This window comes from Paenibacillus lentus, from assembly GCF_003931855.1.
GTDB classification, from domain to species: Bacteria; Bacillota; Bacilli; order Paenibacillales; family Paenibacillaceae; genus Fontibacillus; species Fontibacillus lentus.
In genome coordinates, this window is the sequence record NZ_CP034248.1 from 324,682 (window position 1) to 337,604 (window position 12,923).

13 protein-coding genes are annotated in these 12,923 nt (G+C 47.0%); 3 read left to right on the plus strand and 10 right to left on the minus strand.

What is annotated here, in order from left to right; genetic code table 11:
• Positions 1 to 7 precede the first annotated feature (7 nt).
• From EIM92_RS01620 to EIM92_RS01665, 10 genes are all read right to left on the minus strand, one after another.
• Positions 8 to 1,423, minus strand: a complete 1,416-nt coding sequence (locus EIM92_RS01620; RefSeq protein WP_125081180.1) for a contractile injection system protein, VgrG/Pvc8 family — start codon at positions 1,421 to 1,423, stop codon at positions 8 to 10.
• Positions 1,420 to 2,088, minus strand: coding sequence for a hypothetical protein (locus EIM92_RS01625; RefSeq protein WP_125081181.1), 669 nt, complete (start codon positions 2,086 to 2,088; stop codon positions 1,420 to 1,422). The genes EIM92_RS01620 and EIM92_RS01625 overlap by 4 nt, the downstream gene beginning before the upstream one ends.
• Positions 2,089 to 2,329: 241 nt before the next feature.
• Positions 2,330 to 2,614, minus strand: a complete 285-nt coding sequence (qoxD, locus tag EIM92_RS01630; RefSeq protein WP_125081182.1) for a cytochrome aa3 quinol oxidase subunit IV — start codon at positions 2,612 to 2,614, stop codon at positions 2,330 to 2,332.
• Position 2,615: 1 nt separating this feature from the next.
• Entirely contained in the window at positions 2,616 to 3,212 is a 597-nt protein-coding gene (locus tag EIM92_RS01635; protein ID WP_125081183.1) for a cytochrome c oxidase subunit 3, read from the minus strand.
• Entirely contained in the window at positions 3,209 to 5,152 is a 1,944-nt protein-coding gene (gene qoxB / locus EIM92_RS01640) for a cytochrome aa3 quinol oxidase subunit I (RefSeq protein ID WP_125081184.1), read from the minus strand. Before qoxB ends, EIM92_RS01635 begins: the two co-directional genes overlap by 4 nt.
• Positions 5,153 to 5,212: 60 nt before the next feature.
• Positions 5,213 to 6,166 (minus strand): cytochrome aa3 quinol oxidase subunit II, encoded by a 954-nt coding sequence (gene qoxA, locus EIM92_RS01645; protein WP_125081185.1) that lies wholly within the window; start codon positions 6,164 to 6,166, stop codon positions 5,213 to 5,215.
• Between the two features lie 492 nt (positions 6,167 to 6,658).
• Positions 6,659 to 7,636 carry a diaminopimelate dehydrogenase gene (locus tag EIM92_RS01650; protein ID WP_125081186.1) on the minus strand — a complete coding sequence of 326 codons (978 nt, stop codon included), beginning with the start codon at positions 7,634 to 7,636 and terminating at the stop codon, positions 6,659 to 6,661.
• A 229-nt stretch (positions 7,637 to 7,865) separates the two neighbouring features.
• Positions 7,866 to 9,095 (minus strand): SLC45 family MFS transporter, encoded by a 1,230-nt coding sequence (locus EIM92_RS01655; RefSeq protein WP_125081187.1) that lies wholly within the window; start codon positions 9,093 to 9,095, stop codon positions 7,866 to 7,868.
• A gap of 4 nt (positions 9,096 to 9,099) precedes the next feature.
• Positions 9,100 to 9,837, minus strand: coding sequence for a glycerophosphodiester phosphodiesterase (locus EIM92_RS01660; RefSeq protein WP_125081188.1), 738 nt, complete (start codon positions 9,835 to 9,837; stop codon positions 9,100 to 9,102).
• A 221-nt stretch (positions 9,838 to 10,058) separates the two neighbouring features.
• Complete coding sequence (locus EIM92_RS01665) at positions 10,059 to 10,619, minus strand: flavodoxin family protein (RefSeq protein ID WP_125081189.1); 561 nt, start codon at positions 10,617 to 10,619, stop codon at positions 10,059 to 10,061.
• A gap of 219 nt (positions 10,620 to 10,838) precedes the next feature.
• Here EIM92_RS01665 and EIM92_RS01670 point away from each other — a divergent pair, with 219 nt between their 5' ends.
• The 3 genes from EIM92_RS01670 to EIM92_RS01680 all read left to right on the plus strand — a co-directional run bounded on the left by EIM92_RS01670 (position 10,839) and on the right by EIM92_RS01680 (position 12,903).
• Positions 10,839 to 11,078: a PspC domain-containing protein gene (locus EIM92_RS01670; protein WP_125081190.1), complete on the plus strand. Its 240-nt coding sequence runs from the start codon at positions 10,839 to 10,841 to the stop codon at positions 11,076 to 11,078.
• A 66-nt stretch (positions 11,079 to 11,144) separates the two neighbouring features.
• Positions 11,145 to 11,819: a PspA/IM30 family protein gene (locus EIM92_RS01675; protein WP_125081191.1), complete on the plus strand. Its 675-nt coding sequence runs from the start codon at positions 11,145 to 11,147 to the stop codon at positions 11,817 to 11,819.
• A 262-nt stretch (positions 11,820 to 12,081) separates the two neighbouring features.
• Complete coding sequence (locus tag EIM92_RS01680; RefSeq protein ID WP_125081192.1) at positions 12,082 to 12,903, plus strand: nucleotidyltransferase domain-containing protein; 822 nt, start codon at positions 12,082 to 12,084, stop codon at positions 12,901 to 12,903.
• Positions 12,904 to 12,923 lie beyond the last annotated feature (20 nt).

The window sequence follows — 12,923 nt, forward strand, 5'->3', positions numbered from 1 at the left end:
CTTTATGCTAGTTAGATTTCACTTCGCTGCCTTTCATCTTGGCTGAACCGCTAAGTTCAATATGACTGCCATTGCAATCCATGCGCAGTTCGCTGCCTGCGGTAAGTGACATCGTCTTCCCAGCTGTCAGGCTCAGATCTCCCCCCGCCGAGATGCTTACAGCATTATTGCTCACAATATGTATGCCATCCTTGTCATTGAGCTTGATATATATAGCCCCTTCTTTCCCCGTAATGACCAGTTCATCCGGCCCGAGGCAAATTTCCTTCCCATGAGGGGTCCGCCAAATCTTCATTTGGGGATCAGACATTTTATTATAGGCACTTCCTTGCGTATTTCGCCTAACAGCACTTCCCGCAATTCCGTCTTCTTCACGGCTACCTGGAAAATAGAGCGATACCGGATCGCCGATTTCAGGCATTACATACCAGCCCGTATGTCCCTCAGCACTATAGGCCGTGGAATAGTTGAACCAATACGCCTCACTTATTTCCTGCTGCTCATCGCAGTCCAGATGAATGCGCACCTGATCCTGCCGCACATCCACCACCACACCGCTTAACGATGCGCCGGCCAGCTTTTCCTGATAGTAGCTTTTTTGCCGGAATCCCTGATAAGATCCCAGTACATACTGATGCCGCAGCTGTCCCTGTCTCATTTCGGTATAAGCTTCCATCACAAACAGGCTATGCCCTTGAAAAGACAACTGCGCCCCTAAATCGAGCACCTCATCCGTCTCCACCTCATAGAAAATGAAGTCATTCTCCCTAAGCCTGGTCTGATCATTCTCCTGAAAATAGCGAAAAGGCAGCATTTGTTTACGTACGGTGTAGCGGCTACTATCCAGAACCACATGTGCAGGCATATCCTCAATTCCAAAATAAAACTTCGGACTATCAAAACGGGCAGCGGGCATCAAGCTGGTATGATAGCGGGAGGCCAAACGTCTTAAAAAAGCCCAATCCGTCTCTTGGTATTGGATGGCAATACGCCCGATCTGGGCCCCGTCAGTAGCCCCGTCAATCACGTCAAGCCCCTCATAATCCTTGCCAATCTGCTCCAGTAATTGAGGAATCGTCATTTTCGTATTCTGAAAAGAACGCGTCCGCTGTTTGATGTCCATTCGATAGGTATGAGAAATGGCCTCAACCTCCAAATAGTACACATCACGCACAACTTTCACCTCTACCGAAAGCGCAATCCCGCTGAATAACGGCTTGGCGCTGCCTGCCTCATCCTTTTGGCTCACCTCAATGACTGTATAGCTGTGCGTTGTTTCTACATAACTGTCCCGCATATCTTCTGGAATTACGCCTGTAAAATACAGCCGGGTATGCTCATTAATTTTCTTCGTTAAGGTAAGCTGTTCCAAATTAATTCTTTCAAAAGGGTGAACTCGAATGTTTTCATATCCCAGACTCATCTTAAATCATCTCCTTCCTTGAACAGTATTGAGGAGGCATCAGGAACTTCTCTAATCGATTGCACCACTTTTCCAGCTACAGGCAGCCACGCCTCCATGTCGGACTCCATACAGTTGAAGGCGCCAATAATCACGCATCCCTCCAGAACAAACAGCAGCATTTCGTTATACAGGTTACCGTCCACCCCTGCTGCTACAAAACGAATAATCCCGATTGAAAGGCCATTGTCATTAACGATCAATTCCGTCCCCATCCAATTGCGAATGGGTTGGACAGATCGCAGTACGTCCGCCATTTGCTCTATAAAATCCGGAAGCTCCTCCGGCTCCAGTGTCGTTTCTGTCGGATTAAAAGTAATGTTGACCGTTCCATCAGCTGATGTGTAAATGACTTCTGGACGATGCTCCGAAGGGTATTTGAATCTAGCTTCCTCCAGGGCCATGAGATGAAAAGCCTTCGGAATATCCACTTCAATTTTTCCATCTAATACAGTTACCGGAGCGAAAGTAACGATCTCATCTTGTATGCGAAGTACCATGCTTGTGTCAGGCTCGACACTTGCCTTTTCAGAACTCATGGATTGAAGCTGGCTCGCTGTTTCCTCATCTGGTTTAGATGCTAATTCCTGTTTCATGCTAAGAATCTGTTCATCCAAATAATTCATCGTATGACGTCTCTTCTTCCTCTGAATCTATTTTTTTGTAAATGATACCCATCCATACCTATATTTCGGATGCTCACTAACAAAAATTAACCCATACTCCTCTAAATTCCGTGATTTCATCAGAAAGACATCCACCCATTTTGCTGCAAAAAAAAATCACCCTGACCCCGGGGTTTCCCCTTGGATCAGAGTGATTTTATTTCATAGTAAATCAAGCTTGCACTCGCCTTAGCCTATTCGCTTATTGATATCCCCAGATCATCGTAAACAGTGTACCAAAAATCGTTACCAAACCTACGAACAGCGCGTAAGCGATATTCGTATAAAGCGATGTCTTCGAACCTGTCTCTCCGATGTGCATGAAGACGAACAGCTGAACTGACATTTGAATGATCGCACATACGAACAGAACCGTCATTTGCATCACATAAGTCATATCGAAGAACAGAACGGTCAGGGCAACGATCGAAAGGACCAGCGAAGAGACATATCCCATGACGTGTTGAAGCGGGAACAGTTTTTTCATGTCACATCAATCCTTTCAAATATACAAAGCTGAAGATGAAAATCCAGACGACATCCAGGAAGTGCCAGTATAGCGAGAAGATGAACGACTTGTTCGCCGTATCCGGCGTAAAGCCTTCACGCTTCATTTGCAGCATCAATCCGCCGCCCCACACTAATCCGAGCGTTACGTGCGCCCCGTGGAGACCCAGCAGCGTGAATAAGCTGGACAAGAAGGCGTTGGTTTGCAGTGTCGCGCCTTCGCCTACATACGTCACGAATTCATAAATCTCGACACCGAGGAATCCAAGGCCAAGCAATAAGGTGACTGCAAAAAATCCCATCGTCGCTTTCATCAAGCCTTGCCGCATACTATTGATCGCTAGACCAATCGTAAAGCTACTCGTCAGAAGTAGGAAGGTCTCGATAAGCACCGGCCCGATTACAAAAATATCTTTCGCCGTAGGACCGTCACCGGTCCGGTTCCACAAGGTGAAATATACGGCGAAGAGTGTGGAGAACATGACGATCTCTGCTCCAAGAAATACCCAGAAACCAAAGATACGATTCTTGTTCTCTTCTGTACTATACTCCAGCGGAACTGAATGATCTATTTTCATACCTGTTCACCCCGCAATCGTTCTTCGGTCGCTACAACTTCCTTCACAGGAATATAATGTCCGTGATCGCGTTCAAAGGATCTGATGATCATCATAACGAAGATGCCGATGGCTCCAATCACAGCCCCAACCCACCAGTTAAAGACCATAAAGAATCCGAAGAACATAAAGATCACACCCAGAATAAACGGCTGGCCGCTGTTGTTCGGCATATGAATATCACTGTAATCTTCCTTATACAGAGACTTGCCGGACTTCTTCGCAAACCAGAATGCATCACGATTCTCAATGTTTGGCATTTTCGCAAAGTTGTAATGAGGCACTGGGCTTGGCGTGCTCCATTCAAGTGTACGCGCATTCCATGGATCGCCATTTGTCTCTCTCGGCGCATAGCGGAAGCTCCAGTAAATGTTGTATACGAGTACCGCAAAGCCAATAGCTAGACCGACCGAACCGATCGACGCAATAAGATTCAGCAGCCCGAAGCCTGTTTCTGCAGAATACGTGTACATCCGCCGCGTCATCCCGTTCAATCCAAGGGCGAAGAGCGGCAGGAACGTTACATTGAAGCTTATTACAATAATCCAGAAAGCCAGTTTGCCTTGCTTGTCGTTCAGACGGAAACCGAACAATTTCGGGAACCAGTAGTACATTCCCGCAAGTACCCCAAAGACTGTACCCGGGATCAATACGTAGTGGAAGTGAGCTACCAGGAACATCGTGTTGTGGTACTGGTAATCCGCACTTGCCATGGCAAGCATTACGCCGGTAACTCCACCAATCGTAAAGATCGGAATAAATCCAAGAGCATACAGCATCGGTGTCGTAAATTCAATTCGGCCTTTCTGCATCGTAAATAGCCAGTTGAAAATTTTAATCCCGGTCGGGATGGCAATCGCCATCGTCGTCACGGAGAAGACACCGTTAACCATCGCGCCGTGCCCCATTGTATAGAAGTGGTGAGCCCAGACGACAAAGGACAGGATCGAGATGATGACCATACTGAACACCATCGATTTGTAACCGTACAGGTTTTTACGTGAAAACGTCGAAATAACTTCACTAAAAATACCGAATGCGGGCAGAATAACAATATATACCTCTGGATGCCCCCATACCCAGAACAGGTTGGCCCAGAGCATATCCATCCCGCCGTTGGCCATCGTAAAAAATTGCGAGCCGAACTGCCGGTCCAGCATCATCAGTAGAAGCGCGATCGTCAATACAGGGAACGCGAATACGATGATGACAGAGGTAACCAGAATCGACCAGGTGAACATTGGCATACGCATCAGCGTCATGCCAGGCGCGCGCATTTTGAGAATGGTAACGATAAAGTTAACCCCGGTCATGAGCGTACCCAGCCCGGAAATTTGCAGCGCAATGGAATAATAGTTATTACCTACCGTCGGACTGAACTCAATGCTCGACAGTGGGAAGTAAGCCGTCCAACCGGCGTCTGGAGAGCCGCCGATCACAAACGAGATATTGAACAGCATCGCTCCGGCGAAGAACAGCCAGAAGCTGACGGCGTTCAAGCGCGGGAATGCTACGTCCCTTGCTCCAATTTGAAGCGGTACGACCACGTTCATCAAGCCGATAATAAACGGCATTGCCATGAACAGGATCATGATGACCCCGTGTGTCGTGAAAATTTCATTATAGTGCTGGCTGTCCAAAAATCCGTTCTCTGGTACAGCAAGCTGCGCACGCATCAGGAGGCCGTCTACGCCGCCCCGGAACAGCATGATGAGTGCAGCTAGGATATACATGATACCGATTTTTTTATGATCAACGGTCGTTAACCATTCACGCCACAGGTAGCCCCATTTCTTAAAATAGGTCAGTCCGACAACAATCGCGATGGACACAAGGACAATACTGACCATTGCGCCGTAAATCATCGGGTCGCCCGTGACGAAAAATTCGTCCCATTTCATTTAGCTTACTCCTTTCCAGTTCTTAGTTGCATTGCGAGCTTTCTGCTCGTCATCGCCTTCTTAATGGTTATGCCCGGAATGATCCATCTCTCCGCCACTGCTATTCTCTGATCCGGATGGTTCCATTTGGAACTGATCCAGTTCGGATTCAGACTCCACAGCAGCGTCACCATGGTTATGTCCGGCGTGCTCACCCTCAGGAGGCGGTAAGAACGTCAGGTGTGTGGAGGAGTATGTCTTTCTACCCGCATGCTTCATATCCAGCAGGGACTGAAATTCCTCCGGTGACAACTCGGGAGCCGTAGCTTTAACCTCTTCCACCCATTCGTCATACTCATTAGAGCTCATGGCCAGTACTTCAAACTCCATATGGGCAAAGCCTTCACCCGAGAAGTTTGCATTCTTACCCATGAATGAGCCTGCATGCTCGGCAACGAGATTCAGCTTCGTTACCATATCGCTCATGGCGTATTTCTGTCCGCCCAGCTGAGGTACCCAGAAGCTTGTAATTGGCCCGTACGCATACAGGCGGAACTCGATCGGACGATAAGTCGGGATATTGACATAGTTCACTGTCTCGATCCCTTCCTCTGGGTAGCTAAAATGCCATTTCCAGTTGGAGGAGGATGCGTAAATAACTATAGGCTCCTGATCTTGATAATCTTTAGGAACAGCCTCAACCTCGTTCGTACTGCGAATCGTAACAATGGATAGCATGATGACGATTGCCAGCGGAATCGCGGTCCAGGTAATTTCAAGCCACGCCTTTCCTTCATCGTGAGGCGGCTCGTAATCCGGTGCAGCCTTGGAAGCCCGGTATTTAGTAAGCATGTAAACATAGAGTACATAAACGACGAACAATATAGCCGCCATAGTGATGATGGAGAATATAATGACGTCGGATTGCGTCTTGGCTACCGGCCCCTTCGGATCCAATACCGTAAGAGTACTGCAGCCGGACAGGAAGACAAGCAGCGCTGAAAATGCGATTAACAGCAGCCCTCTTCTTTTCATAGATACCGTTACCCCTTTCTAAACAGTAAGCTTCCACGATCATGAACAACGAGAAACAATATACGTGAGAACTTAAGTATTACAACTAAGAACAATGTTAGGAGTCGGCAAAAACAAAAACAAACCATAGAGAAAGGCAATTCTGTAATATTTTTACAGTTAGTCACAACTAGGCTTCCCTTTACTACACCTAAAAAGCCGATATTCAGCCGTATTCGCTCAAAAAACGTCAAATTCGGCGATTTTGATAATTGTTCACAATGAACGCTTTCGGCGCTTAAGTTCGCAAAATTGTCATAATAAACCCCGTGCTTTGTAACTAAAATCACATACATCGCCTTCACGTTCAGGTATGTCGAATATTGGCGGGTTTTGACACTTCAGAAGAGGATTAGAGGAATAAGAGAGGGGGCTGAGCCAGCATCCCTTGCAGACCGGACGCGGCTCAAGCCCATCATACAAATTTTGTGCATGCCATTGCTAGCAACTGGTTTACAACAGTTCTTTACGAAGCTGTTCCGGGGATTTCGGGGACAACAGGCCAAATGGAATATCAAATACGGTTCTCGCCCCGGATTCGCCAGCTTGGGATAGCTTATAGGCAGCACGGGCATAGGCTACCAGAACACTTGCTGTAAATTCGGGGTTGCTGTCGAGCTTCAAGCCGAATTCCATAATTTGCGTATTGTTCTCTCCCGTACGGCCGCTTCTCAGTACATTTCCCCCATGCGGCATGGCGGAATGCTTCGCCTTCAGTTCTTCTTCACTTATAAAATGAACCGTTGTCTCGTAGTCGGCAAAATAGTTAGGCATTTCCTTGATTTCACGTTCAATCTGTCCTAGATCAGCACCATCTTCAGCGACAACATAGCATTCCCGCATATGCTTCTCTCGCGTGGACAACTCCGGATTTTCCCCATTACGGACGCGATCTACAGCCGCTTCAACCGGAATAGTATACTGCACTCCGCCCTTCACGCCATTCACACGGCGAATCGCATCAGAATGCCCCTGGCTTACGCCCTTTCCCCAGAAAGTATACTCATTGCCCTCAGGAAGAATAGCTTGTCCAAGCAGACGATTTAAAGAGAATAGACCGGGATCCCATCCTGTCGAGATGACGCTCACATTCCCCCCTTTTGCGGCAGAGGCATTGACTAATTCGAAATACTCAGGAATTTTTGCATGGTTGTCGTAGCTGTCCACCGTGTTAAACATGGCGGCTAGCTCCGGCCCTTGCTGCGGAAGATCCGTGGCCGAGCCTCCACAAAGAATCAACACGTCGATATCGCCTTTGTATTTCTCCAACTCGGAAATATGCACGACACCACCAGCCGCCGCTACATCATCCGGGTTTCTCCTTGAAAAAATTGCGCGGAGCTCCATATCTGGATTTTGCTTAATTGCTTTCTCCACGCCACGTCCTAAATTCCCATATCCTACGATACCCACTTTGATGTTCGATGCCACTTTACGTATCCTCCTTCAAAATCAGCTCTTCATTATTTTATCTTACTATGGGTCATTTTTAAATCTTTAGCCTCATAAGCAAAGCACTACTATCCCCATAATAATAAGCACATCGCAATTTTTTTCACAAAAATGTCAATTGTTCCGTTTTTACCCCTCCTCGTAAACAGAAGACCGCCTAACGCAAAATACCCGGCACTATCGTCGAACGACGAAAGTACCGAGTGCTTTACGTGCTTGCTGACATTCTCCCCGAGGATGGATTCTCTGTCTTGGCTCCGATTAAGCAGAGCGATGCCAGCAGCATGCCAAGTGATGCGCTAGCGAACAGAGCCGGGTACCCGAACTGATCGATAATCCACCCCAGCATAGGCGGGGAACTGATAGCCGCAAGCGATGACACAAAATAATATATTCCGGTTCTTGTTCCAATGCTCTCCTCCCGTCCTGTGGCTACAATCCATGGATAGGAATTGATATTAATACAGGCCCAGAACAACCCGCCAACAATAAGCAATCCGCGCAACAATAGCACAGACTGAACGAACACGAGTGAACCGAAGATGACGAATAATCCCAGTACGCCGATCGCAATGATTCTTTTCTTGCCGAATTTTGCGCCAAGCCATCCGCTAGGCAGGGCAAAAGCTAGAAACGCCAGGGAGAAGAATGTCAATGAGAAGGCCGCTTCGTTATCGCTCATGCCAATGTACTTTGTCCCATAAAGTGTAAACAACGCCTCAATCCCCTGATACGCGACAAACCAGAAAAAAATCGCTCCCAAAATGAACAGGGTCGTACGGTCTAGCTGGTCTTTAATCCGCACCTGAGGTTTGACTGATTCCTGGGGGCGATCCTCTGGCCGGAAGGGATTGCTGTGACCATCGCCGTTGCTGGTGAGAAACACCGGCTCCTTAATGCGGCTCTTCAGGATGAACATCGACAAGAGCATAATCAAGCCGGCGCACAGAAACGGCAAGTAAGGAGCCATTTTATAGAGCGGCGAGCCAATTCCAAAGGCCAGAATGGAACCAAGCCCGCCCATGAAGTTAATGATCCCATTGGCCTTCGTACGCTGGCTCTCTGGTGTAATATCAGGCATGAGCGCCACGGTAGGCGAGCGAAAAATACTCATGGAAAGGTTCATTAACACCATAAAAACAACTAAGGTCACAAAACCCGTATGTAAAGGAATCAACGTGGCAAACACAGCGCCAAGCGGCATACCGATTAACAAATAAGGCATCCTTCGACCGTAATTACTTCGCGTCTTATCGCTGCGATGACCGATCCACGGCTGCAGGAACATCGCAAAATAATTATCGATCGTCATCATGAAGCCGATCATGGCTACGCTTTTTAAGTAATTGCCCAAAAAGAGCGGTACAAACGCATTATATAGCGCCCAAGTGATGCTGATACTAAAAAAGCCGAGACCGAGCAGCCACGTTTTTCTCATCCCGCTAACCTCCTTCAGCCGTCAACAGCTCGGCCAAACGATCGGGATAATCGGTAATAATTCCCGCCACGCCAGCTTGAATCAAAGCTTGCATCTCTGCCTTCTCATTAACCGTAAACGGATGATACGGCATGCCATACTCCGAAGCGGCAGCCACAAGCTCAGGAACTACGGCGTACTGGAATGCATGGAGCGCGTCAGCGCCGATCCGCTTTGCATAGGCCCAAGGCTCATACAACCCCTCCATGTAGAGAATGCCCGTCCGAATTTCCGGGGCTAGCTTCTTGCATTCAACCAAGGAATAATGATTAAAACTAGAAATGATGACGCGCTCCGATAACGCGAAGCGGCGCACCAACTCAATCACTTTGCCCTCAAGCCCGGGATAGCGGATGATCCCATTTTTCAGCTCTAAATTAATGATCATGTCCAGCGGCTTGACGAGTTCGAGCAGCTGCTCTAGGGTCGGAATCTTCTCCCCCCGAAAATCATCATGAAACCAAGCTCCCGCATCCTTCGACATCAGCTCCGTTAATGTCACATCCTTGACCCACTCTGGAGAGCCCGTGGTACGCCGCAGCGTTTCGTCATGAATCAGCACTAGTTGCCCATCCTTCGTCATTTGCACGTCAGTCTCAATGCCTGTAGCACCAAACTCTAGAGCACGTTTGAAAGCGATCATTGTATTCTCGGGACAATGCCCCGCCGCACCGCGATGCGCAAAATTTATCACTTGAACCATACTTCCCCTTCGCCTCCCTCGTTTTTCCATTTACCTTCTCATATTATTAACCCTACGCCTATCATAATCCTGCATTGTTAAAACTGTATAACGCGAGAAAATAAATGCGGAAGGCGGACACACAAACAGCGCCCCAAACTAGCCGATGTCCAGCTCAGTCCAGTTGCAACGGCTGAACGACCAGCAAGCTCAAGACGCTTGTGCAAGTCTGTATTATCAGTTCATTCCCGCAGGGCGCCAATCTCCAACTTCAGTACGCGATTCAAACATTCCGCTTCTGTCAATGCCCGTAGGTCGCCAGTGATATCGCCAGGTCGGCTCGCCTTCCCGATCAGATAACCTTCGAGCGGCATGCCTACATAGTCGAAAGTATATTTCAACTGCTGAATGAGCGGAAGCGCCTTAATCCGCGGTTGATCTCCTCCAACGACAATGACATAGGCCTTCTTGTTCGCCATAGCTGCCTTGAAGTCGTGGCGTGAGTCGCGCAGGCTCTGCGACCAGCGGTCAATGAAATTTTTTAATATTCCCGAGACGCCATACCAATACACCGGGGTCGTGAACACGAGGATATCGTGCCGAAGCACCTCACGAATGATGCTGTCATAATCATCGTCAACCGGATCAAACCCGCCTTCCTCATGCCTTTGGTCATGAATCGGCAATATTGCCTTCTCTCTAAGAAAAATATCCGTTCGCTCCAGCCCTTCCGTAACCACTTTCGTCAGCGCTTCCGTATTGCCGCCTTTTCTCGTGCTGCCATGCAAAACTACGATGCCCATGACTTCCACTCCCTCACATGAATATATTTCTCATCTTCGTTCAAACTAACCGCTCCAACACTCCCCCCCCACCTTCTGACGAGGGAGCAGCCCGACTATGGTCGAGGTCAAAAACCGTCCCCAGCCCGTTATGCCTTTCCCGGAAAACCGATAAAATAAAGCCATAAACAACGGATTGTAAGCATCCCGATGACAATATATGAAAGTGAGTGGTATAAAATGAGAAAATTGTATCGTTCCAGAACAGATAAACAAATTTTCGGCCTTTGCGGAGGTATTGCCCGCTATTTCAACATAGATTCAACTGTAGTTCGCCTGATTGCGTTAATTTCGGCCATTTGCAGCTTCGGCACCGTCGTAGCTATTTATCTAATCGCAAGCTTGGTTGTGCCAAAAGAGCCTGCCGGCAGCATGCATTACGACTATAACGACTACGGCTATGACGAGCATTACTCGTAATTCCAATCATTTTAACCCCTAAAACGTCTAAACTCATAAAAAATAAAACGAAGAGGAGTTCTGAACATGAGCATATTGGATAGACTGTCCAACTTAACGAAAGCAACCATTCACGAGGTACTGAATAAGCTGGAGGATCCAATCTTGATGACCGGCCAATACTTAAGAAACCTGGAAGAGGACATTGCCTCCACTGAGAATCTGATTCGCGAGCAGAAGACAGCAGCCAAGGTCAATGAACAGAAGAGCCTTGATGCATCACGCCATGCAGAGCTCGAGGAACAAAAAGCCCTGGATGCTTTATCCACTGGTAATGAAGAGGCCGCTCGCCGAGCAGCCGTAGCCAAAATCCACTATCAGGATCAGGCGGAACATTTTGCAGCTAATGCCAAGCAAGCGGAGACCCAGGTGTTCGAGCTTGAGCTGCGCTTGAAGGAAGCCAAGGAAGAGCTAGTCCAGTTAAAAGAAAAGCGCAAAGAACTAGCAGAGCGCGCCCGCAAAGTAGAGCAATCCAGCCAAGCGGAATGCCCGAATTTCAGCCGGGGCACGTACAGCGGCGCAGCCGCAAGAGGATTCGAACGCATGGAAGAGAAAATTTCCGAGTGGGAGGCGGGCATCTCAAAGTACGGCTACAGTCCTTTTGATTCAGCAAATGCCAATGCCAATCCCAACAACGATCCAGCCGTGAACGAGGAGCTGCAGCGGCTAAAGAATCAACTTTCCTCCGATAAAGACAAATAATTCCCCATCATATCAGCAAGAAAAATACTCCCTACGAGTTAAATAGACTAAGCGAATAAGAGGATATTATGTTCACTTTACGAACATGTGTCCTCTTTTCTCGTATAGAACGTATAAGTATAATTAGTCGACATTCTCATAAATTTGATATGATGAATTGGAAGTTAATGAAAGGAGCAATCGATATGTGCTGCTCATGTTGCCCTGTGGTAGATATGCAAAATTCTCTTTAATTATTTCAAAATGAGGAGGTATTTTGTAAATGCTATTACAGGAAATATTAATTAATGCAATTAAAGAAAAGTGCGAGAATGATCCACGTATTTGCGCATGCATGATGTATGGGTCGTTTACAAAAGGCGAAGGGGACAAATACTCAGATGTTGAGTTCTATGTCTATTTAAAGCATACAGAAGTTGAACAATTTGAGTCTTCTGACTGGATAAAAGATATTGCCCCTTATGATTTACACTTTGTGAATGAATTTGGAACTGAAGTTGTCGTGTTTTCCAATTTAATTCGAGGGGAGTTCCATTTCCAGCCTGAAGCTGAGATTGAAGTTATTAAGACATTTAAAGAGACTGGTGTCTTCCCTGACACAGAATCCATGTTTATTTATGATATTACCGGCAAATTAAAAGCATGTTTAGATCATCTAAAGGGTGAAGGGCCAGAAAGAATGACAAATGATAATGTCAACTTTGCTTTTAATAATTTTGCTAACGCATGGATCATGGGGACCAACGTTTTAAGAAGAGGGGAAATTGCACGTTCGTTGGAATGCCTGACCTATGTCCAAAAGTACGTTTTACAATTAATCAGGATTCGTGAAAAAAACGTAGAACGTTGGCTTAACGCTACAAAAAACTTAGAAGCTGATCTATCAGAAAAGGCATATGGTGAGTATACTTCAATGACGTCAAAATTAGATAAAGAAGAATTATATCATGCCTATTCAAATGCACTGCATGTAGTTGAAGGACTAGTTCCTGCACTTGCTGATGATTACCAATTTGACATGAATTTAATGTTTTTAGAAAAATTACATTCTCATTTGCGGAACGACCGGTTGCCCTCAATGTGACCAACAGGTGTGAACAACAC